This is a genomic window from Microbacterium maritypicum MF109, assembly GCF_000455825.1.
Classification (GTDB): domain Bacteria; phylum Actinomycetota; class Actinomycetes; order Actinomycetales; family Microbacteriaceae; genus Microbacterium; species Microbacterium maritypicum_A.
The window spans coordinates 114,093-136,259 of sequence record NZ_ATAO01000228.1 but is presented as its reverse complement, the minus strand read 5'-3'; the positions used below and the strand labels follow the sequence as shown (position 1 = coordinate 136,259).

The window sequence follows — 22,167 nt, the reverse complement described above, 5'->3', positions numbered from 1 at the left end:
TCGCGGGACCACTGTCGCGCCTCGGCGTGCGCACGCCGGGGCGCCCGGGACGCATGTCGGGCCGGGCACGCCGAGTCCACCCGCGGGGGGACGAGGATCACCCCGCGGGAGGATGCCCCGGCACCCTCGACCCGGCAGGCTCGAACTGTCGATCGTGTCGCCGAAGCTCAGTCGCCTCTCGTCGCGCTGAGCCGGAGCCACAGGATCCGGCTCAAGTGACGAGGGTCGGGTGACCACAGGCGGCTTCCGCGTCGCGCGCGTGCTTCTCGGCCTGCCGCAGCGACCCAGCCGAAAGCACCTCATCGCTCCATGTCGTTCCTCACACGCAGCAGTCTCAAGAACCGCCTGATCCTCTCTCTCGCGACGCTCGCCGTCGTCGTCCTCGGCCTGATATCGATGGGTTCCCTCAAGCAGGAGCTGATGCCCTCGCTGCAGGCTCCGATGGCGTTCATCTCCGCACAGTCGCAGGGCCTGGCACCCGAGGAGATGGCGAGCAGCGTGACCGAGCCGCTCGAACAGGCGGTGCGAGCGGTTCCCGGTGTGACGAGCGTGACCTCGACGACATCGAGCGGCAACGCGCAGGTGCTCGTCGAGTGGACCTTCGGCGAAGACGACGAGGAGACGCTGCGCACCATCCGCAGCGCGGCCGAGTCGCTGAAGCCGAGCTTCCCCTCGGACACGGAGGTCAGCGTCGCGTCCGGCGGTGCGGGCGACCTGCCGGCCATGGCACTGAGCGCCGGCACCAGCGGCGACCAGGAGGCGTTCGGCGATGCGCTCCAGCAGACCGTCGTCCCGGCGCTGAAGGGCGTGCCGGGTGTGCGCGACGTCACACTCGCCGGCCAGGAGACGCAGCGCATCACGATCGACCTCCGCCCTGCCGACGTCACCCGCCTGAAGGTCGAGCCCTCGACGCTCGGACCGATCCTCGAAGCGCATGGCGCCGCCCTCCCGGCTGGACAGGCGGATTCCGCCGAAGGCCCCCTCTCGATCACGGTGGGGTCGCGTCTCGCGACGCCGGAAGACATCCAGGCGCTCCCGGTGCCCACGAGCGAGGGGGCCGTCACGGTCGCGGAGTTCGCCGACGTCACGGTCGAGACCGTGCCGGCGGAGACCATCTCGCGCGTCAACGGCAAGCCGTCGCTCACGCTGCAGGTGATGCCGGCACAGGGTGCCAACGTCGTCGACATCTCCCACGGCGTGAACGCCGAGCTCGACCGGCTCGCGCCGATCCTCGACGCCGAGTTCGTCACGATCTTCGACCAGGCCCCCTACATCGAGCAGTCGATCCACGACCTCTCCGTCGAGGGCGGGCTCGGTCTGCTCTTCGCGGTGCTCGTGATCCTCGCGTTCCTGCGCTCGTGGCGCTCGACGGTCATCGCGGCCGTGTCGATCCCGCTGTCGCTGCTGATCACCCTGGTGGGCCTGTGGTGGAGCGGCAACACCCTCAACATCCTCACCCTCGGCGCCCTCACCATCGCCATCGGACGTGTCGTCGACGACTCCATCGTGGTGATCGAGAACATCTCCAGACGCCGTGGTGACAGCCCGCTCACGATCGACGGCATCGTCGCCTCTGTGCGTCAGGTCGCCGGGGCCATCACCGCCTCGACACTCACCACGGTGGCGGTCTTCCTGCCGATCGCATTCGTCTCGGGCATCGCCGGCCAGCTGTTCCGACCGTTCGCGGTGACCGTCTCGATCGCGCTTCTCGCCTCGCTCGTCGTCTCGCTCACGATCGTGCCGGTGCTCGCATCCTGGTTCCTCAACAAGGCTCCGAAGCAGCGCGCCGCCGACGCAGACACGGCTCAGCCTGCGGCCGAGGGCATGACGACCGACGCAGCTCCTGCCGCCGCAGCCACCGCGGTGGCGGCAGAGGTCGCGGCTCCTGCCGCGGCGACCGTCTCGCCGTCGCCGTCTGCGGAGAGCGACGTCCCGTCCGAGCTCGACGAGATCCACACCGCCCCCGACCGGCTGCAGCGCACGTTCATGCCGGCGTTGAACGCGACCCGTCGTCACCCCGTGATCACCCTCGTCGCCTCCGCGCTGCTGCTCGTCGCCACGCTGGGGATGACACCGTTCATCCAGACCGACTTCCTCGGTTCCTCCGGCCAGGCCACCCTGCAGGTCGTCCAGACGCCCCCGAAGGAAGCCACCGCCGACCTGGTCGCCGCGGCCGAGCCGGTGGAGAAGACTCTCGGGAAGGTTCCGGGCATCGCCGACATCACCACCTCGATCCCGGTCCCCACTCCCGGCACCCCGGCGTCGATCACGTACGACCTCCGTCTGAAGGACGGCTCCGACGTCGCCGAGGTCGAATCGGAGGTGCAGAAGGCGCTCGACGGGCTTCCCGACAGCGGTGAGATCGACCTCGCGTCGCAGGACGCCTCGCTGGCAGGTGCCGGTGACGGCATCGACCTGCAGATCCAGGGCAACGATCCGGCAGCATTGCGCGCGGCGAGCGACCTGCTCGAGAAGCAGCTCGCCGACGCCGACGGCGTGCGCTCCGTGAAGAGCGAGCTCGCAGGCGAGCAGCCGGTGCTGCGGGTGAAGGTCGACGAACCGTTGGCCGCGCGCCTCGGCTTCGACCGCGCCACGATCGCGAAGGCCGTGCAGGAGGCACTCTCCGGCACCACGGTCGGCACGCTCATGTACGAGGGCCGTGAGCGCGACATCGTCGTGCGCACCCCTGGTGCGGCGCGCACCGCCGACAAGATCGGTGAGATCATGCTCCCGGTCACGCCCCAGCAGACCGCCGAGGCGCAGAAGGCGGCAGCGGATGCGCTCCAGGCCAAGGCGGAGGCGAAGGCCGCAGAGGCGAAGACCAAGGCCGAGAACGAACTGAACTCGCAGATCAACACCGCCACGAAGCAGCGCGCCGAGCTCGCCGGCCAGATCGGGGCCCTGAACAGGCAGCTCGCCGAGCTTTCGGCGGCACCGATCGTGCCCGAAGACCCGCTGAGCCCGGATGAGGAGGCCGTGCTCAAAGCGCAGGCCGAACGCGCCGAGCAGCTCGCGGCGCTGCAGGGTGCGATCGAGGGGGCCCAGTCCGGCGTCGCGGCGGCGGACGAGCAGATCAAGGCCCTGCGCCAGAGCCGCAGCGACGCCGCGGCCCAGCAGGCCGAGGCCGATGCCGCCGAGGCCGAGCAGAAGGCGGCCGCCGAGGTCACCGGCACGGCGATCCCGCTCGCCGCGATCGCGACCGTCGAGGAAGAGCTCACGGCGCCGACCATCACGCGCGCCGAGGGCGAGCGTCAGGTCACGCTGACCGTGACCCCGGAGAAGGGCGGGCTCGCGGCTGCCGGTCGGGCGATCGACAAGGCGATCGCCGACACCGATCTGCCGGCGGGAGTCACCTTCCTGCAGGGCGGCGCGTCCGCACAACAGGATGAGGCCTTCAGCCAGCTCGGACTGGCGATGCTGGCCGCCATCGTTCTCGTGCTGCTGGTGATGGTGGCGACCTTCCGCAACTTCCGCGGACCCCTCGTGCTGCTCATCTCGATCCCGTTCGCAGCGACCGGCGCGATCCTCGGCCTGCTCCTCACCGGAACCCCGATGGGTCTTCCCGCCCTGATCGGACTCCTGATGCTCATCGGCATCGTGGTGACGAACGCCATCGTGCTCATGGATCTCGTGAACCGCCTTCGTGGGGCGGGAGCGAGTCTCGACGAGGCGGTGGAGCATGGAACCCGCCTGCGCCTGCGCCCGATCCTGATGACGGCGGCCGCGACCGTGTTCGCGCTCGTCCCGATGTCTCTCGGGCTGACCGGCGGCGGAGTGTTCATCTCGAAGCCGCTGGCGATCGTCGTGATCGGCGGCCTGGTGTCGTCGACGCTGCTGACTCTGGTTCTGGTCCCGGTTCTCTACACGCTCGTGGAGCGCAGTAGGGAACGCCGGATCGCCAAGCGCGCCGAGCGACGAGCCCGGCGCGAGGAGCGTCGTGCCGCTTCGGCCGAGACGTCGACGGACATCTTCGAGGTCACGTCCGAGAAGCCGTAGCCCCGAGGCACGGCGACGTGCGGCACATGTCGGGAGAATCGGGCGGATCCCCTGCGGACCCACCCGATTCTCCCGACTTCCGCGCTTTCTCCAGGCATCCGTGCCGGGGTACGGGATCGGGGCGCTGGCTCAGGGGTGGGTTCAGCGGCCGCGCGACGCGGCCGCCTGGATCAGCTCGGCGAGGTCACCGGGACGGCTCCACATCGGCCAGTGCCCCGTGGGCAGGTCGACGACGTCGAGGTGGTCGAGCATCGCGACCTCGGCGAACATGGGATGACCGGCGCGCGCGAGTTCGAGCAGCTGTGCACTCGGAATCGAGCAGCAGATGAGGGTGGTCGAGATCGTGCGTCGCTCGTCGTTCGTGAGCTCGACGGGCTGACGCAGCACGGGCCCGGGCTCGGGAACGGCCCGCTCGCGGAAGCGCTCGAGCACCTCTGCACTCAGGCCTTCGAGGCTCGCCTGCTGTCCCAGCACCTCGAAGGGCGGAAGCGGAAGCTCCTCCACGTCGTCCGGAAGGTCGGGCGCGAACACGCTCCCGGCGGCCACCGGGCCGGAGTCGACCCACACCACGCGTGCGATCAGGGCGGGGTGTCGGTCGAGCACGAGGCTCACGGGGGCGTTCGCCCCGCTGTGCGCGACGATGATCGCGGGCTGCTGCTCCGAGACGCCGAGCTGGCCGACCTCGTCGAGAATCGCGTCGGCCTGGTCATCGAGCGTCTTCGCCGCCCGCGCGGGGTCGGTCGCGTCGAGACCCGGCAGCGTCATCGCGACGGCGCGAGACCTGTCGGCGCCGAGGCTTTCGAGGACCTCGTCCCACGCCCAGGCACCCAGCCAATGGCCCGCGATGAGAAGGATGGTCGGAGTGCTCGTCGTGTGTGTCATACCCCCATGCTGCTCCGCACTGTGGACAGGTGTGTGTCACTATTCATGTCATGAATTCCCCACGGATCGAACGATGAAGCGCGCAGAGCGTCTGCATGCCCTCTCCGAGATGCTGCGCCGCAGCGGGTCGCGGGGGACGTCGGCCGAACGCCTGGCCCGCGAGTTCGAGGTGTCCGTGCGCACGGTCAAGCGCGACCTGGCGGCCCTCGAGCGCGGTGGAGCACCGCTGTGGTCGCGCCCGGGCCCGGGCGGCGGCTACGGATTGGCGGCAGGTGCATCCCTGCCACCCGTCAGCCTCTCCCCCGCGCAGGCCGTGGCGCTGCTGGCGGCCGTGTCCGCCGCATCCGATGCTCCGTACGCCGACTTGGCCGCAGCCGCCGTGCGGAAGATCCTCGACGTGCTCGATCCCCGCACCCGTGCGCGAGCCGACGAACTCGCCCACCGCGTCTGGGTCGACGCGTCACCCATCCCCTCACGCGCGATCAGATCGGCACTGGAGGAGGGCATGGCGGAGCAGCGGGTGGTACGCATCCGCTACACCGCAGGAGACGGGAGCACCACCACCCGTGATGTCGAACCCGTGCTGTTCGCCTCCACGAACGGCCAGTGGTATCTGGTCGGATGGTGCCGACTGCGCGACGCCATGCGGTGGTTCACCGTGTCGCGTGTCGAGAGGGCCAGCGTGACCGCGACGGCGTGCAGCGGCCACACCGTCGATGAGGTCGGCGAACCCCCGGCGAACGCCCGACCGGTGCACGGTCGGAGCGGGTGAGGCGGCGCCGATCACCCTCGGAATGCAGAACGCCCCCTGTCCCGAAGGACAGGGGGCGTTCTCGACGTGCCTTACTTGGCGGCGACGACCTGCAGCGTGATCACTGCGGTGACGTCGTCGTGCAGACGCACGGTCGCCTCGTGCTCACCGGTCACCTTGATGGGCGACGGGATGTGCACCTTGCGCTTGTCGATCGAGCCCAGGCCAGCGGCTGCGACAGCATCCGCGACGTGGTCGGTCTTGACGGAGCCGAAGAGACGACCCTCCTTGCCGGCCTTGACCGTGAGGCGCACCTTCGTGCCCTCGAGAGCGTTCTTCAGTGCGACAGCGTCATCACGATCGTGGATCGCGCGTGCCTGACGCGCGGCCTGGATCGATGCGACCTGCTTTTCGCCACCGCGGGTCCACGCCGTAGCGAAGCCCTGCGGGATGAGGAAGTTGCGGGCGTACCCGTTCTTGACCTCGACCACGTCACCGGCGCTACCGAGCCCGGCGACCTCGTTCGTGAGAATCAGCTTTGCCATCTCGATACCCCTTACCGGCCGGCGCCAGCGTAGGGCAGGAGCGCCATTTCGCGCGCGTTCTTGATCGCCGTGGCGATCAGACGCTGCTCCTGCACCGAGACACCGGTGATACGACGGGCACGGATCTTGCCGCGCTCCGAGACGAACTTGCGAAGGGTGGCGACATCCTTGTAATCGATGACACCGACCCGGATGGACTTCGCGGGAGCGGTGGGCTTGCCACCCTTCCGCGGCTTGCGGCGGTCGCCGCTCGACTTTCCAGCCATAGTTTTTCCTTAGTGATGAGCGGATGCCGGCCGTGCAGGCCGGATCCAGAAGTTGTTCAGAACGGGGTGTCGTCGCCGAAGCTGCCGGGAGTGCTCCAGGCATCCGCGCTGGTCGACGAACCGGGCGTGGACCACGGCTCCTCCGACACCTGCTGCTGCGCGGGACGGGACTGTCCACCGCCACCGGCACCGCCGGCACCGCCGGTCGAGGCCGCACGGGTGACCTGCGCGGTCGCGTACCGGAGCGAGGGGCCGATCTCGTCGACCTCCAGCTCGATCGCGGTGCGCTGGTTGCCCTCGCGGTCCTGGTAGGAGCGCTGACGCAGACGGCCCTGCGCGATGACGCGCATGCCCTTCGTCAACGAACCCGCCACGTGCTCGGCGAACTCGCGCCAGACGGATGCACGGAGGAACAGCGCATCGCCGTCCTTCCACTCATTCGCGGCACGGTCGAAGTTCCGAGGCGTCGATGCGATGGTGAAGTTCGCCACCGGCAGCCCGTTCTGCGTGTAGCGCAGCTCGGGGTCGGCCGTGAGGTTTCCCACCACGGTGATGACGGTTTCGCCGGCCATGAGACTTAGGCCTTCGCAGCCTTGGCGGCCTTGCGGGCAGCCTTCTCTTCGGAGCGCTTGGCCTCGGAGGCGATCATCGCCTGAGCCTCTTCAGCGCGGAGCACCTTGGTGCGCATGATCTGCTCGTTCAGCTTCAGCTGACGGTCGAGCTCCTGCGTGGCGGCGCTGGTCGCGGTGAAGTTGACGACGGCGTAGATGCCCTCGGTCTTCTTCTGGATCTCGTATGCGAGACGGCGCTTTCCCCAGATGTCGACGTTCTCGATAGAGCCACCATCGTTGGTGATGACCTTCAGGAACTTGTCGAGCGTCGGGGCGACCTGGCGCTCGTCGATCTCGGGGGTCAGAATGACCATGAGTTCGTACTGGTGCGTCACTTACCCACCTCCTTCGGACTAGAACGGCTCTCGGGACTTTCCCGGGAGCAGGAGGGTGTGTGCACGTGCCCGCCTCTGGAATCCCGAATGGACGCCGCAAGGCAGACAACCTCGACAGTCTAGCGGAATCACGCGTCCGCCGCGAATGACGCCCGACACCACGACTGCGGGGCGCGAGAACCTCTGCGACGTTTGGCATGCTGGGACGAGTGCCCGATGACGGTCATCGGGCATCTCGACCTGAGGGGGGACGCGATGCGCGTCAACAAATGGGGGGTCGGCGTCATTCTCGCCGCCGCCGTGCTGCTCACGGGATGTGCAGGGGGCGGATCGGACACGACAGCCGAGAAGAAGCCCGACTCCGGGGCATCGCAGGAGGCGGAAGCGCCGAAGACGGACTGCCCCGAGCTGAAGGAGGGCGCGACCGTCGACGGCTCCACGCTGGCGGAGTGCGTGACGGCGGCGATGACCGACACCGCCGGATTCTCGGCGACGATGACGACTCTGGGCATGGAGTCGACCACCCGCTACAACCCGGCCGACAAGGCCGTCGAGACCAGCACCAGCTTCGGCTCGGTCATCGTGATCGGCGACGACGCCTGGGTGAAATCCACCACCGGCGAGTGGCAGGTCGCCGACGAGAACTCCACCGACCAGGAGATCAGCACGCTCAGCACCGCCGCGAAGGCCGTCGACGCCTCCGACCCGATGGGCGTGGCCGACACGCTCTCCGGCGAATACACGGTCACCGGCACGGGCTCGCGCCTGGGCCAGGACGTGTACCTGCTCAGCGGCACGACCGAGTCGCAGGGATCGACCGTCACGATGCTCTTCGAGGTCACGAGCGACTATGTGGTGCTCGCGGCCAACGCCTCCACTGAGGTCGAGGGCCAGAAGATCGAGAGTGTTCAGGAAGTCACCGAGTGGGACGTGAAGCAGGACATCGTCGCACCGCTCTGACGCCGCAGACCCGTGCGGGCCGAGGGCTGCAGCCTCGGCCCGCACGGTCCTGTCACGGCCGGGGCGCTCGGAGCACACGCGCGAGCGGAGCACGGGTGAGCGCGGAGAGTTCTCAGTACATGACCGGCGGGATCTCCGCCCACACCGTGCGGTCGTCGACCGACGGGGCGGCGGGGATGCGACCCGCGCCGTCGGGCTCGGGGATCGCCGCGAGCAGCGCCTGTGTATAGGGGTGCCGCGGTGCGGCCCAGAGCTGATCGGTCGGACCCGACTCGAGCACGCGTCCGCCGAACATCACGAACGTGCGGTCGGCGATGCGGCGGACCACGGCGAGGTCGTGCGAGATGAACAGCATGCCCGCTCCCGACTCCGCCACCAGGTCGCGCATCAGGCCGGCGACGCTCGTCTGCGTGGACGCATCGAGCGCTGAGATCGGCTCATCCGCCACCAAGAGCGAGGGACGAGCGGCCAAGGCCCTGGCGATCGCGATGCGCTGCTTCTGCCCGCCCGAGAACTGATGCGGGAAGCGTGTGCTCACGGTGGTCGGCAGACCGACGCGCTCCAGCCACTCGTCCACGGTCGATCCTTCGGCGCCACGGGCGCGGGCGGTGGCGATGCCGTCGGCGATCTGGTCGCCGACCCGGCGCCGCGGATTCAGCGAGGTCGCCGGATCCTGGAACACCATCTGGATGCCGGTGAGGGCGATCGAGCGACGGCGGATGCCGAGCGGCGACACCGGAGCATCGCGGAACAGCACGGTCCCTGCGGCGGTCTTCTCGATGCCGACGACGGCACGGGCGAGACTGGACTTGCCGCTGCCGGACTCGCCCACCAGGGCCACGGTCTCCCCGGCGGCGACGCTGATCGACACGCCGTTCACGGCGATCACCGGCGGGTTGCCCGGGTAGCGCACGACCACGTCCTGCGCATCGAGGACGGAGACCTCACTCATCTGCGGCCTGCCCTTCCGGTGCCTCGTCGATGCGCGACCCCGGCAGGGCCGCGAGCAGCATGCGCGTGTATTCGTGCTGGGGATCGCGGAACAGCGTCTCGCGATCGGCGAGCTCCACGATCCGGCCGTCCTTCATGACGGCGACCCGGTCGGCGATCGCGCTCATCACGCCCAGGTCGTGCGTCACGAGCAGCACGGCCAGGTTGCGTTCGACCGCCAGGTCGCGCAGCAGCTTCAGGATGCCGGCCTGCACCGTGACGTCGAGAGCCGTGGTGGGCTCGTCCGCCAGCAGCACCTCGGGGTCGCAGGCCAGGGCGCATGCGATCGCGATGCGCTGACGCTGGCCGCCGGAGAACTGGTGCGGATAGCGCTTCAGTGCCTCGGCGGGGTTCGGCACCTGCACGGTCTCGAGCAGCTCGACCGCCCGCGCCCGTGCGGCGGCGCCCTTGAGTCCGAGGTGCACGCGCATGTGGTCGGTGAGCTGGCGTCCGACCGGCAGCTGCGGGTGCAGAGAGGCCGACGGATCCTGGAAGACCATGGCGATCCGCTTGCCGCGCACCCGGTTGAGGGCGCGACGGCGCAGTCCCACCAGCTCTTCGCCGCCGAGCAGGATCGACCCGCCGGTCCGCGCCTGCCGCGGGAGCAGCCCCAGCACGGCGAGCGAGGTGAGCGTCTTGCCCGACCCCGATTCCCCGGCGAGGCCGTGGATGCGACCGGCCTCGAGTTCGAGCGAGACACCCTTCACGAGCGGGCGTCCGATGTCGATCGTCAGGTCGCGGATGCTGAGCGTCGATGTCTGCTGCACGGCAGCGCTCTGCGCGCTCATGCGGCCACCCCCGTCGCGGAAGCCTTGTGATCGGCGGCCTTCTCGTGCGTGATCTCGGCCGTGGGGTCGAGCACGTCGCGCATCGCGTCTCCGAGGAAGTTGAACGCCAGCACCACGGTCAGGATCGCGAGCCCGGGGAAGACCCCGAGCCACCAGGCGTCGAAGTTCTGCATCGCGCCCGAGATCATCGAACCCCACTCCGCGGTCGGCGGCTGCGCGCCGAGACCGAGGAAGGAGAGGCCGGAGAGGAGCAGGATCGCCGCACCGATGTCGAGCGTCGCGAGCACCAGGACGGGGCCGGCGATGTTCGGGAGGATGTCGACGAACAGCGTGCGTGCCGGCGAGTGCCCGAGCAGGCGGCCCGCGATCACGTAGTTCTGACCCCGGAGCCCCAGCACGATGCTGCGCGTGACGCGGGAGTACTGCGGCCACGACACCACGATGGCGGCGATCACCGCGTTGAACAGCGACGGTCCGAGCGAGGCGGCGACCACCATGGCGAGGATCACGGTCGGGAAGGCCATGAACAGGTCGGTGATGCGCATCAGCGTCTCGTCGACCCAGCCACCGAAGTATCCGGCGAGCGCACCGATGAGCGTGCCGATGATCATGGCGGCGATCACGAGCATGAGTGCCAGCGGGAGACTCACGGTGGCTCCGGTCATCAGACGCGAGAAGATGTCGCGTCCGTTGCCGTCGGTGCCCAGGAACGTGTCGATGCCCGGCGGCTGCAGACGCGGCAGCACCTGCGCGTTCGGCGGATACGGGACCCACCACTGCGCCGTGAAGGCCACGATGATCCACGCTCCGGCGATGACGGTGCCGATGATGCCCAGCGGCGTGCGCCAGGCACGGGGCCAGCGGAATCGGAAGCGCCCGGCGGGGGACGCGGCGGCGATGCGGCTCATGCGATCCTCACTCTCGGGTCGAGCACGCCGTAGAGGATGTCGACGATGAAGTTGATGAGGAGGTAGATGATGCCGACCACGAGGCCGACGCCCATGATGCCGGGCAGATCGAGGTTCGCGGCCGAGTTGTAGGCGTAGGTGCCGAGGCCCGGCCAAGCGAACACCGACTCGACGAGCACCGTGCCCGACAGCAGTGCCCCGAACGCCACGCCCACCACCGTGAGGATCGGCAACGAGGCGCCACGCAGCACGTAGTCGAGGATCACGCGCATGGCCGGGAGGCCCTTGGCGCGTGCGGCGCGCACATAGTCGCTGCCGAGCACCTCGAGCACCGAGGTGCGGATGAAGCGGGTCAGCAGGCCGATGGTCACGAGCGAGAGCACCATGACGGGAAGAGTCAGGTGCGCGAGGGCGTCGAAGAAGCCGACGGCGTCTCCGTTCAGGAGATAGTCGACCGTGTAGAGCCCGGTCACGCGCGGCGGCGGGGTGATCGACGGCGAGATGCGACCGGAGCCCGGTGCGATGCGCAGCTCGAGGAAGAAGACGTAGAAGCTCACGAGCGCCAGCCAGAAGGTCGGCACGCTGAGGCCCACCAGCGTCACGACCCGGATGACCTGGTCGGTGACGAGTCCACGGCGGTAGGCGGCGAGCGTGCCGAGCACGATGCTGACCGCCAGGCTGACGATGATCGCCCCGATCGCGATCTCGATGGTCGCCGGCACCGCGGTGGCGAGGTCGCTGGTGACCGGGCGTCCGGTCACCAGCGACGTGCCGAGGTCCCCGCGCAGCAGGTTCCCCATATAGATGAAGTACTGCACGAACAGCGGCTGGTCGAGACCATGCTCCTTGATGAACGCATCACGCGTCGCGGGGTTCTGCGACGCACCCTCACCGAGCGCGGCCGAGACCGGGTCTCCCGGCACCAGGTTGGTGAGCGCGAACGTGACGATCGTCACGCCCACCAACAGGAGCAGGGAGGTGCCGGCCCGCCGCAGCAGGTATCCGATCAGAGGCGACCGGCGCCGTTGCGCCTGCCTCTGCACCGCCACTGTCGTCATGGGATGTCCGTTCAGCCGGCCGGCGTGATCTCGGCGATGTCCATCTCCCAGACGGAGTTGTACACCGCACCCTTCACGCTGTCCGCGGAGGAGATGTTGCGACCGGGCACGATCAGCGGGACGAACGGACCCTCGGCCTGCATCGCCTCGGCGAAGTCGGTGAAGGCGGCGGTGCGCTGGTCGGGGTCGGTCGCGGCGGCAGCACCGGCCGCGATACCGGCGATCTCCGGGTTGGCCTCGGCGGCCCAGCCGGCGCGGAGGCCGACCTTCAGGCCCGGGGCGAAAGGCAGGAAGTTCGCGGAGTCCGCGTAGTCCGGACCCCAGAACCACAGACCGAAGCCCTCGGTGCCGTTGACGTAGGCGTCGAGCTCGGTCGCGAAGGGCGCGGGGGCGAGGTCGACCGTGATGCCGGCGTCTTCGAGCTGTGCCTGCACGCGCTCGGCGAGCGGGGTGAACTCCACGCCGCCGACCGGGTAGTCGTTCGGGAACTGCAGCTTCAGGGTCTGGCCCGTGTAGCCGGCCTCTGCGAGCGCGGCCTTCGCCTTGTCGAGGTCCTGCTCCACGCCGCTGTCGAGAGCACCCTCGAATCCGGGAGGGATGACGCCGGTCGCCTGCACGGAGCCGGCGCCGGCCAGCTCCAGCAGCGCGTCGTAGTCGAGCGCGTAGCGGATCGCCTCGGCGATCTTCACGTTCGCCAGGTCGCCGGCGACGGCCGAGGACTGGTTCAGCAGCAGGAAGATCGTCTGGCCGGACGGAACGGAGTCGACCGTGATGTCGTCGCCGAGGCCGGCGACCTGGTCGCCGTTCAGGTCCATCGCGACCATCGAGTCGCCGCCCTTGAGGTTGGCGAGCTGGGTGGCGCTCTCCGAGACGTTGCGGACGACCACGCGCGTGTAGTCGGAGGCCTCGTCACCGTTGTACTCGTCGTTCTTGGTCAGCACGACCTGCGAGCTGAGGTCGAGGGTGTCGAGCACGAAGGGACCGGAGCCGGCGGATGCGCCGTCGAGGAACTTCTGTGCCGAGTCGGTGCCGTCGATCGCACCGCCGTTCTCGATCACGACGTCGGAGTTGACGATGCCGAGTGCCGGGTTCGCGAGGATCGCGGGCAGCTGCAGCAGCGGGGTCTCGGACGTGAACTGGATCGTCTTGTCGTCGACCTCGGTGATCGTGAGGCCGCCGAGGAGGAAGTTCGGCTTGGCGTCTTCCATGCCCTGGATGCGCTGCAGCGAGAACACGACGTCCTTCGCCTCGATCGGCGATCCGTCGGAGAAGACGCGGTCGCCCTCGAGCGTGAAGGTGAACTCGGTCGCCTCGTCGTTCTGCTCCCAGGATGCCAGGCCCGGCACCGGGGTCGAGACGTCGGAGCCCTCGAAGTCGACGAGGGTCTCGTACAGGGCCTTCGCGATCATGTTGCCGGTCGGGTCGTAGGTGTGACCCGGGTCGGTGGTCTCGATCGAGAACGCGGTGTCGATGACGAGGGAGTCGGAGCCGGACTGTCCGCCGCCCGTCGCCGAGTTCCCTCCCGAGCAACCTGCGAGCGCGAGGAGCGCGACGGCTCCGAGCGCGATGACCGGCGTGATACGGCGTGACGACATGAGGGCCTCCAGAGGCGAGGAGTACATTCGGGTGAGTCGCCACCGATGTGGACGACCGTGGATCAGATTCGCATCATATGCGACGATGTGTCCAGCAAGAGCGGGTCACCTCGACACGCTCTGTCCAGAACCTCGGATGTGAGGAACAATATGTCCAGCAAGAATGCGGAAGATCCGAAGCATTCTGGACGAAGTGCTGCCCCTTTGGACGAGACGGCGTACAGAATCCTCGAAGTCCTGCGTGATAACGGTCGTGTCTCGATCGCGGCACTCGCCGACAAGGTCGGGATCTCCCGCGCGAATGCGTACACGCGGGTCGAGTCGCTCGTGCACGACGGGGTCATCACGGGCTTCAGCGCCCGCGTCGATCAGGCGAAGGCGGGGCTCTCCATCGGCGCGCTCGTGTTCGTCACGGTGATGCCGCAGGCCTGGGCGTCGTTCCGCGAACGCGTGCTGGAGATGCCCGACGTCGAGTGGTGCGCCATCACCACCGGCGAGCACGACGCCATGCTGCTCATCCGCGCCGTCGACGTCAGCGGCGTGCACGAGTTCTCCACCGGCGTGATCGCCCAGCTGCCCGAGGTGCGCACGGTCGTGAGCGTCGTCGTGCTCGACGAGGTGATCCGCCGCCCCTACCTGCTGCCGGCGGACCTGCCGAAGCGCGACACCGAGATCCCGCTCGGGATGACGCGGTGGACGCCCGCCTCTCCCGGTCGCGACGCCCTCCCGCCGCGCTGAGGCGCCGTCACTCAGGCGCAGGCCTCAGGCGGAGATCTCCTCGCACACGCTGAGCTGCGGGAGTCCGTGCATCTCGTAGTGCTCCACGAGACGGATGCCACCGTCGTCGGTCAGCTCCAGCTCGCTCTCACCATCGCCGGTGACGACCGTGCCGTCGGCCTTGAGCACGTGCACGAACGACACCCAGATCGTGTCACCCATGCGGGTGCCGACGAACTTGCCGAAGGTGACCGTGTCGCCCTCGTACCCGCCCCAGATGGCGCCGTCACGTTCGAAGTACTCGAAGATGCTCGGGGCTTCCGGGTCGACCGCAGAGGTCGTGGACGACACCATCCGGAATCGGCGGCCGTCGAGGGAGGGAAGGGTTGCAGTCGCAGTCACACCCTTGATTATGCCCGCCGAAACTCACCCGCAAAGTCACCCGTCGCGGGTGGTGACACCCTGGACCCGCCTGCTTAGGCTGAGCGCGAAGCGGGCTGCTCTGCTCGCCGAGAGCCGTAGGAGTCAGTATGTCCGAACCCCAGCGTTCCAGTCTTCCGATCCCCGATCTGGCCTACACGGGCACGGTCACCTACGACGCGACCGACCCGGACACGTCCTTCCCGCCGATCACGCCCGTGCGCCCGCCGAAAGATGCCCCGAACGTCCTCGTGGTACTCATCGACGACGTCGGCTTCGGCGCGTCCAGTGCCTTCGGCGGTCCGATCCACACCCCGAACTTCGAGCGTGTGGCCGCCGCAGGGCTCAAGTACACCCGCTTCCACACCACGGCCCTGTGCTCGCCGACCCGTGCCGCTCTGCTCAGCGGACGCAATCACCACACCGTCGGCATGGGCGGCATCACCGAGATCGCGACATCGGCCCCCGGCTACAACTCCCTGCGCCCCAACAGCTGCGCGCCGCTGGCCGAGACCCTCAAGCTCAACGGCTACAACACCGCCCAGTTCGGCAAGTGCCACGAGGTGCCGGTGTGGCAGGCGAGCGCGATCGGACCGTTCGACGGCTGGCCCACCCCGGGCAACGGCTTCGAGTACTTCTACGGCTTCATCGGCGGCGAGACCAACCAGTGGTATCCGGCGATCTACGAGAACACCACGCCCGTCGAGCCGTGGGGCACACCCGAGCAGGGCTATCACTTCATGGGCGACATGACCGACAAGGCGATCGGCTGGACGCGCGAGCAGAAGATGCTGGCCCCCGATGTGCCGTCGTTCACCTACTTCGCCCCGGGCGCGACGCACGCCCCGCACCATGTGCCCGCCGAGTGGGCCGACAAGTACAAGGGGCAGTTCGATCAGGGATGGGACGAGATCCGCAAGGAGACCTTCGCCCGCCAGCTCGAGCTCGGTGTCATCCCGGCCGACGCCGTGCTCACCGACCGCAGCCCCGGCATCCCCGCATGGGACGAGATGAGCGACCTGATCAAGCCCGCCCTGGCCCGACAGATGGAGGTGTACGCCGGCTTCCTCGCCTACGCCGACCATCACGTCGGTCGCCTGCTCGACGCCTATGAAGAGCTCGGCATCCTCGACGACACCCTCGTCTACGTGATCATCGGCGACAACGGCGCGAGCGCCGAAGGGTCGATGCACGGCACGACCAACGAGGGCTTCACGATCAACCACATGAACGATGTCGAGACCGAGCAGTATGTGGCCGACCACATCGACGACATCGGCACCCCGAGCTCGTACAACCACTACGCGGTGGGCTGGGCCCACGCCATGGACACCCCGTATCAGTGGACCAAGCAGGTCGCCAGCCACTGGGGCGGCACCCGCAACGGCACGATCGTCAGCTGGCCGAATGGAGGCGTGGAGAAGGGCGGCATCCGCAACCAGTTCTCGCACGTGATCGATGTCGCCCCGACGGTGCTCGAAGCCGCGGGCATCCCCGAACCGACGAGCGTGAACGGTGTGACGCAGCGCCCCTACGAGGGGACCCCGATGAACTACACATTCGCGGACGCGGAGGCCGAGGAGCGCCACATCACGCAGTACTTCGAGATGGTCGGCAACCGCGCGATCTATCACAAGGGGTGGACGGCGGTCGCGAAGCACAAGGATCCGTGGCTCGGATCGGACCACGGACTCGATGACGACCGATGGGAGCTCTACAACGTCGACGAGGACTGGACCCAGTCCCACGACCTCGCCGACCAGGAACCGGAGCGGCTCGCCCACCTGCAGCAGCTCTTCCTCATCCAGGCAGCGCGCTTCAACGTGCTTCCCCTCGACATCCGCACTGCCGAGCGGTTCAACCCCGACCTCGCCGGTCGGCCGGTGCTCTCGATGAGCGACACCCAGAAGTTCTACCCGGGCATGAAGCGCCTCAGCGAGAACACCACCATCAACATCAAGAACAAGTCGTGGACCGTGACCGCCCGCGTCGCGGTGCCCGAATCCGGAGTCGACGGCGTGCTCATCGCGCAGGGAGGGGCGTACGGCGGCTGGTCGTTCTACACGAAGGACGGACGCCTCGCGTTCGCCTACAACCTGCTCGGAATCGACGTCGACATCATTCGCTCCGACGATCCGATCCCTGCCGGCGAGCAGGAGCTGCGGGCGCACTTCGCCTATGACGGCGGCGGACTCGCCAAGGGCGGCACCGTCACCCTCTACGCGGGCGACGACAAGATCGGCGAAGGGCGCGTGCACAAGACGATCCCGTTCCAGTTCACTTTCGACGAGACCGTGGATGTCGGCTGCGACCTGGCCTCGCCGGTCTCGCCCGACTACCCGGCAGCAGGCAACGGCTTCACCGGCACGCTCGAGTGGGTGCGCATCGATCTCGGAGACGACGACCACTCCCATCTGATCGACGACTCGCACAAGCTCGCCGTCGCGATGCTCAAGCAGTAGCGGGAGGGCTTCGGGACGGCGTGCGATCAGTGATCGCACGCCGTCCCGGTCATCTCCGCCCGCTATCTCCGCCCGCTACCTCCGCCCACGGCGTCCGCGCCATTCGTCGCCGAGGAGGGCGTAGACGAGCAGGGTCGTCCACTCGTCCTTGAACCACTCGCTCTCCACGAACCGCGCCTCGCGTCGGAAGCCGAGCCTCTCGGCGACCCGCGCGGATGACGTGTTGCGCTCATCGAGCCGCGCGACGATGCGGTGCAGACCCAGGCCGTCGAAACCGAGGGCGAGGAGCGCGTCGACCGCCTCGGTCGCATAGCCCCGACCACCAGCCCGCGGGTCGAAGATGTATCCGACCTCGCCGGATCGGTCGTTCTCGCTGCGCCAGAACAGCACCACGTCGCCGACCAGGGCTCCGGACGCACACTCCTCGACGGCGAGGGAGACAGCGTCGCCCTCCTTCGTGAACCGCGTGTTCGACCAGGTGGTGGCGATGCGCCGTTCGACGTCGGCCAGCTCCAGCGGTGGATACGGCACGTATCGCACGGCATCCGGATCCGACTTGTACACGTGCATCGCGACGGCATCGGCGGGGGCGATCGGGCGCAGGAGCAGCCGCTCCGTGCGGATCGGGTACTCGGGGGCGAACCTCGCCGGCTCCGGCACCGGCACCGGCCCCTGCTCCGGCGCCGTCACTCGAGATCCAGGGAGAGCAGGCCGGGCAGATGCGCCGTCCTGGCACGTACCGCCAGGAGGAGATCGCCGTAGTCCGGGGTGATGCCCACGCGCGAGGAAGCGAGCAGGTGCGTCGTGGCCTTGCCGCCGGCACGCTCGAGGCGGAGGCGCTTGACCGGGTACGCGGGCGGAGTCAGCCAGATGCGGGTGAGCTGCGAGTAGGGGGTGTCGACGCCGTCGATGCGGATGCCCTGACCATCGACGGAGACGTGGGCGGGAATCGACCGCACCAGGCGTCGTCGCTGCACCGCCCCGATCCCGAACCCGATGGCGGCGAGTGCCGCGAACGGGGCGAGCAGGATGAGGGCCGAGAGCTCGCTCTCGACGAAACCGGGCACCGCCACGAGCAGCCCGACAGCGATCGCGACGACGAGGAACACGACAGCGGCGATGGTGATCCGCGTCGCCAGGCGCCGCTCGCCCCCGCCGTCGATCGCGAACTGCGTCGGCAGCTGGGCCCCGGCGCGCGCGGCGGCGACGGGATCGTCGAACACCGGCTGCGCGATCGGATTGAGCGTCGCCATCAGCTCGTTGAACATCGGCCTCGAATAGCCGGGGAGCTCGATCGTGATCTCCCGGTCGCCGCTGTGAACGATCAACGCACGCGTGGTGCCGCTGGGCAGTCCGTTCGTGCGGTGCTCGGTGATCTTCGCGCGGAAGGCGGTCGTCGCCCGTGCGAACGTCTCACGACTGCCCGCCTTGCCGATCTCGACCTCATGGGGACGCACCACGATCCGGATGTTGCGGAACCAGAAGAAGCCGGTGAACACGGCGATGGTCAGCGCGATCGCGACCACGAGCACCACGACGCCGCGGGTCGAGATCTTCATGGTGGCGGGCAGGAACCTCGGGAGAAGGAAGAGCGTCGCCGCAGAGAGCACCACCGAGAGCATGATCGCCCCGACGGCCGAGCGGAGCGGGTGCCTGCGGAAGACCCTCTCGCCGGACACCGCTTCGGCCTGATTCAGCATTCGGACTCTCCCCCAACCACCATCGGCTCGCGTGACGCGGTTCCTACCGTAGTGCCCGGCCCGGGACAGCACAGCACCGGGTCGGATCAGGTGCGGTCGATGCCACGACCGGCGCTCCACACGCCGCGGAATCGGCTGGCGGACCAGACCAGGACTCCGGCGAGCAGAACGGCGGCGAGCAGGACGACGATGTGGAGCAGCAGCGACAGCGGGCCCCGCTCCGGGAGCAGGAAACCGTACGGAACCCACCCGTCCGTCACGCCACGCAGGAGCACCACGATCAGCCACATCACGGGGTACGGCAACAGCAACCACAGCAGGCGCCACGGCAGGCGCGGGCGATCGCCGACCAGCAGCCAGTCGAGCACGACGACCACGGGGAAGACGACGTGCAGGACGACGCTCACCCAGGGCGGCGCCGAGCCGGTGCCCGGGACGAGCACGTTGTAGATCACGCCGACGACGATCAGGTACGCGGTCACGAGGCCGCGCAGCAGGGTGAGCCAGGACGGAGCCCGTCGGCCGCTCACACCGAGGAATCCGGTGCCGATCAGGACGCCTGCCGCGATCAGACCGGTCAGATTCGTGAAGTACCCGAAGTAGTCGAACGGATTCACGTCTCCGACGGCGATGCGCAGGGCATAGGCGTATACGAGGATTCCGACGACCGCGATGCCGATCAGAATGCGGGAGAGCTCCCACGCGGGAGCGGGCCGCAGCGCGACGGAGGATCGCGGCGCGACGGTCCTTCTCCCGGTCTCCACGCCGTCAGCCTAGAGCCGCTCTCTGCACGCCCGGTGTCCGCCGACACTGCGCGCCGCGATGTGCCGGGTAGCGTGGGGGCATGGAGTGGATGTCCGATCCCTCGGCGGGAGCGTGGCTGCGCGAGCGGCTCGACGCAGACTACGAGACCATGCACGGGGTGGTGCCCCGTGGTTTCCCTGCGTACGCACGCATCTTCCATCCGGCGATCGCCCGGTCGCTGCCCGGCCGGACGATCCCGACGGCTGACGAGCTGGTGCGCATGCCAGAGCCCGAGCAGCGCGCACTCATGGCCGAGTTCGTCGACGAGCCCGTCTCCTGGGCGCAGACCGCCGCGGCATTCGGCACGGTCCTGCATCCGCTCGCGCAATGGCAGCGGATCGTGCGCACCCCGCCCGACGGCGACTGGCGCACGCGGATCGCCCCGGACGGTCGCGAGTTCACCGCCCCGATGGAGAGTGAGCTCGATCCGACCCTTCTGGCGGCCATCGCCGCTCACCTCGTGGACCACACTCAGACCCCGGATGCGGGCTTCGCCGCGCTCTGGGAGGGGCGAGGGGGGCTGCTGGGCTTCTTCGGTGTCACACCCTCCCGCTCCTTCCTGACCTTCACCGACGATCCGAACCATCAGGCGATGCTCGAGCGCAGCGCGCACGACCCGTTCAACAACGTCTTCCGTCGGCCCACCTGGCAAGAGGGCATCCTCTCGCGGGAGATCTCGGAGGGGCCTCGGCTCGATCTGCCGGGGCGCGACCACGTGCTGTTCTCCGCTCCGCCGCGCGCATTCGCCGACCCGGAGTGGGTGCTGCACGTGCCGTGGCGCGATCTCCCCGCCGAGGAGCACGGATTCCCGCCATCGGGCCAGAGCCCGAGCATCCTCTGGCCCGAGGATCGTGCCTGGGTGATGGTGAGCGAGGTCGACTACGACTCGACGATCGTGGCCGGCTCGCCTGCCCTGATCGAGGCGCTCTGCGCGGACGAACAGCTGGAGGCGCTCCCTCTTCCCGAAGGGGCCGCCCTCACGTGGGACGCCGATGCGGTGAACCGGTGACCTCCCCGCAGCCGCCCTTCGACGCGCGCCCGCTCACCGATGCGGTGGATCCCGCTGCGGTGCGCGCCTTCGCCGCCGAACTCCGTTCGCGACCGACGGGCGGCGTGACGGCGTCCACGGTCATCGGCATCGTCGCGGCAGCGATCTTCGCGGTCGTGATGCTCCCGCTCCTCGTCGGCGTCACCCTGAGTCTGGCGTCCTTCGGCGACTCGCCCGCCGCCGCGGCGATCCCCCTCGTGCTGATCGTGCTCCTCCTCGCCGCGGTGGGAGTGATGATCTGGTTGGGGGTGCGCAACGCGCAGGCCCGGCGATATCGACTGCACAGCTTCGCCCAGGCGAACGGAATGACCTACGAGCCGAAGGTCGCCGACCCACCCCTGCCCGGGATGATCTTCCATCTCGGCCGCGCACGGCAGTCCACCGATCTGATCCGCGGCACCCGCCCGCGCTTCGTCGAGTTCGGCAACTACCAGTACACGGTGCAGTCGGGAAAGAACTCCACGACCTACCGGTGGGGATACGTGGCCGTGAAGCTCGACGTGCCGCTGCCGAACATCGTGCTCGACGCCACGGGCAACAACGGCTTCGGCTCGAACCTGCCGGCATCGTTCCAGCGAAGCCAGCGCCTGTCCCTCGAGGGCGACTTCGATCGGCACTTCACGCTCTACTGCCCTGAGGGGTACGAACGCGATGCCCTCTATCTCTTCACGCCAGACATCATGGCGAGGTTCATCGACAACGCCGCCGAGCTCGACGTGGAGATCGTCGACGACTGGCTGTTCCTCTACACGCAACGGAAGGTCTCGACCCTCGATCCCGCCACCTGGGCCTGGCTCTTCGGCACCGTCGGAGCCCTGCTGACGAAGTTCGATCAATGGACGCGGTGGCGCGATGAGCGGCTCGTGGCCGAGACCGGATCGCTCGCCTCGGCGCCGGCGCCGACTCGCTCATTGCCGTTCGCTCCCCCGGCCGGGCTGCTCACCCCGCCTCCCGGCGTCGCGCCGCAGGGCCGACGGCTCAAGCGCGGCGGCACCTGGGTGCCGGTCGTCATCGTGATCGCGGTCATCGGCTTCTGGATCGTCAGCCGACTGTACTGAACCCATTCCACGGAGCCGACCGAACGGAGGCCGACGGAACCGAGCCGACGGAACAGAGGCCGACGGAACCGAGCCGACGGAACGAGCCGAGCTGAGCCGACGGGCGGAGAGAGGCGGAGGGCCGAGTGTGGGGGTGGGTGCCGGCTGGGGACCGAGCTCCCACCCCATCCCCCCTCGGGATCGAAAAGAGATCCACTCTCCCTCCGCATGACGGCTGAGCCGCCCCGCCCACGGTCAGCTGGGGACTGACGCTGCTGGGCGTATGGCCAAATG

Annotated in this window: 21 protein-coding genes; 7 read left to right on the top strand and 14 right to left on the bottom strand. The window is 68.8% G+C overall.

Annotated elements, in window-relative coordinates; translation table 11 throughout:
* Positions 1–309: 309 nt before the first annotated feature.
* The gene (locus tag L687_RS39920) at positions 310–3,996 is read left to right on the top strand and encodes an efflux RND transporter permease subunit (RefSeq protein ID WP_021201455.1); all 3,687 of its coding nucleotides are present in this window, start codon (positions 310–312) and stop codon (positions 3,994–3,996) included.
* 141 nt (positions 3,997–4,137) lie between these two features.
* On the opposite strand, the gene L687_RS39915 is transcribed toward L687_RS39920, so the two are convergent.
* The gene (locus tag L687_RS39915) at positions 4,138–4,878 is read right to left on the bottom strand and encodes an alpha/beta fold hydrolase (RefSeq protein WP_021201454.1); all 741 of its coding nucleotides are present in this window, start codon (positions 4,876–4,878) and stop codon (positions 4,138–4,140) included.
* A 73-nt stretch (positions 4,879–4,951) separates the two neighbouring features.
* Between L687_RS39915 and L687_RS39910 the strand changes: the two genes are divergently transcribed.
* Positions 4,952–5,650, top strand: a complete 699-nt coding sequence (locus tag L687_RS39910; protein WP_021201453.1) for a helix-turn-helix transcriptional regulator — start codon at positions 4,952–4,954, stop codon at positions 5,648–5,650.
* Positions 5,651–5,721: 71 nt separating this feature from the next.
* Here the strand turns inward: L687_RS39910 and rplI are convergent, their stop codons facing one another.
* The 4 genes from rplI to rpsF are packed head-to-tail and all read right to left on the bottom strand — an operon-like array spanning position 5,722 to position 7,386.
* Positions 5,722–6,174 (bottom strand): 50S ribosomal protein L9, encoded by a 453-nt coding sequence (gene rplI / locus L687_RS39905; protein WP_021201452.1) that lies wholly within the window; start codon positions 6,172–6,174, stop codon positions 5,722–5,724.
* 11 nt (positions 6,175–6,185) lie between these two features.
* The gene (gene rpsR, locus L687_RS39900) at positions 6,186–6,440 is read right to left on the bottom strand and encodes a 30S ribosomal protein S18 (RefSeq protein WP_017829850.1); all 255 of its coding nucleotides are present in this window, start codon (positions 6,438–6,440) and stop codon (positions 6,186–6,188) included.
* A gap of 56 nt (positions 6,441–6,496) precedes the next feature.
* Positions 6,497–7,012 carry a single-stranded DNA-binding protein gene (locus tag L687_RS39895; protein ID WP_021201451.1) on the bottom strand — a complete coding sequence of 172 codons (516 nt, stop codon included), beginning with the start codon at positions 7,010–7,012 and terminating at the stop codon, positions 6,497–6,499.
* A 5-nt stretch (positions 7,013–7,017) separates the two neighbouring features.
* Positions 7,018–7,386: a 30S ribosomal protein S6 gene (gene rpsF, locus L687_RS39890; protein ID WP_021201450.1), complete on the bottom strand. Its 369-nt coding sequence runs from the start codon at positions 7,384–7,386 to the stop codon at positions 7,018–7,020.
* Between the two features lie 255 nt (positions 7,387–7,641).
* Between rpsF and L687_RS39885 the strand changes: the two genes are divergently transcribed.
* Positions 7,642–8,346 carry a hypothetical protein gene (locus tag L687_RS39885; RefSeq protein WP_235045255.1) on the top strand — a complete coding sequence of 235 codons (705 nt, stop codon included), beginning with the start codon at positions 7,642–7,644 and terminating at the stop codon, positions 8,344–8,346.
* 112 nt (positions 8,347–8,458) lie between these two features.
* Here L687_RS39885 and L687_RS39880 read toward each other — a convergent pair whose 3' ends face one another.
* From L687_RS39880 to L687_RS39860, 5 genes are read right to left on the bottom strand one after another with little or no spacing between them, the layout of a single operon-like run.
* Positions 8,459–9,298 (bottom strand): ABC transporter ATP-binding protein, encoded by an 840-nt coding sequence (locus L687_RS39880; RefSeq protein ID WP_021201448.1) that lies wholly within the window; start codon positions 9,296–9,298, stop codon positions 8,459–8,461.
* Complete coding sequence (locus tag L687_RS39875) at positions 9,291–10,124, bottom strand: ABC transporter ATP-binding protein (RefSeq protein WP_021201447.1); 834 nt, start codon at positions 10,122–10,124, stop codon at positions 9,291–9,293. The genes L687_RS39880 and L687_RS39875 overlap by 8 nt, the downstream gene beginning before the upstream one ends.
* Complete coding sequence (locus L687_RS39870) at positions 10,121–11,032, bottom strand: ABC transporter permease (RefSeq protein ID WP_021201446.1); 912 nt, start codon at positions 11,030–11,032, stop codon at positions 10,121–10,123. Before L687_RS39870 ends, L687_RS39875 begins: the two co-directional genes overlap by 4 nt.
* Positions 11,029–12,090 carry an ABC transporter permease gene (locus tag L687_RS39865; RefSeq protein WP_021201445.1) on the bottom strand — a complete coding sequence of 354 codons (1,062 nt, stop codon included), beginning with the start codon at positions 12,088–12,090 and terminating at the stop codon, positions 11,029–11,031. The genes L687_RS39870 and L687_RS39865 overlap by 4 nt, the downstream gene beginning before the upstream one ends.
* Positions 12,091–12,101: 11 nt before the next feature.
* On the bottom strand, positions 12,102–13,685 hold the full coding sequence (locus tag L687_RS39860) for an ABC transporter substrate-binding protein (RefSeq protein WP_021201444.1): 1,584 nt from the start codon (positions 13,683–13,685) through the stop codon (positions 12,102–12,104).
* A 204-nt stretch (positions 13,686–13,889) separates the two neighbouring features.
* On the opposite strand from L687_RS39860, the gene L687_RS39855 reads away from it, so the two are divergent.
* Positions 13,890–14,423, top strand: a complete 534-nt coding sequence (locus L687_RS39855; RefSeq protein WP_021201443.1) for an Lrp/AsnC family transcriptional regulator — start codon at positions 13,890–13,892, stop codon at positions 14,421–14,423.
* 24 nt (positions 14,424–14,447) lie between these two features.
* Here the strand turns inward: L687_RS39855 and L687_RS39850 are convergent, their stop codons facing one another.
* Complete coding sequence (locus L687_RS39850) at positions 14,448–14,804, bottom strand: hypothetical protein (RefSeq protein ID WP_235045254.1); 357 nt, start codon at positions 14,802–14,804, stop codon at positions 14,448–14,450.
* Between the two features lie 128 nt (positions 14,805–14,932).
* On the opposite strand from L687_RS39850, the gene L687_RS39845 reads away from it, so the two are divergent.
* A complete protein-coding gene (locus tag L687_RS39845; RefSeq protein ID WP_021201441.1) occupies positions 14,933–17,284 on the top strand; it encodes an arylsulfatase in 2,352 nt (783 codons plus the stop codon).
* 75 nt (positions 17,285–17,359) lie between these two features.
* Here L687_RS39845 and L687_RS39840 read toward each other — a convergent pair whose 3' ends face one another.
* The 3 genes from L687_RS39840 to L687_RS39830 all read right to left on the bottom strand — a co-directional run bounded on the left by L687_RS39840 (position 17,360) and on the right by L687_RS39830 (position 19,748).
* A complete protein-coding gene (locus L687_RS39840) occupies positions 17,360–17,974 on the bottom strand; it encodes a GNAT family N-acetyltransferase (RefSeq protein WP_021201440.1) in 615 nt (204 codons plus the stop codon).
* Positions 17,971–18,984: a hypothetical protein gene (locus tag L687_RS39835; protein WP_021201439.1), complete on the bottom strand. Its 1,014-nt coding sequence runs from the start codon at positions 18,982–18,984 to the stop codon at positions 17,971–17,973. The genes L687_RS39840 and L687_RS39835 overlap by 4 nt, the downstream gene beginning before the upstream one ends.
* An 86-nt stretch (positions 18,985–19,070) precedes the next feature.
* Complete coding sequence (locus L687_RS39830; protein ID WP_021201438.1) at positions 19,071–19,748, bottom strand: Pr6Pr family membrane protein; 678 nt, start codon at positions 19,746–19,748, stop codon at positions 19,071–19,073.
* Between the two features lie 80 nt (positions 19,749–19,828).
* Here L687_RS39830 and L687_RS39825 point away from each other — a divergent pair, with 80 nt between their 5' ends.
* A complete protein-coding gene (locus L687_RS39825; RefSeq protein WP_031208199.1) occupies positions 19,829–20,797 on the top strand; it encodes a hypothetical protein in 969 nt (322 codons plus the stop codon).
* Positions 20,794–21,894, top strand: a complete 1,101-nt coding sequence (locus L687_RS39820) for a hypothetical protein (RefSeq protein WP_021201436.1) — start codon at positions 20,794–20,796, stop codon at positions 21,892–21,894. The genes L687_RS39825 and L687_RS39820 overlap by 4 nt, the downstream gene beginning before the upstream one ends.
* Positions 21,895–22,167: the final 273 nt, after the last annotated feature.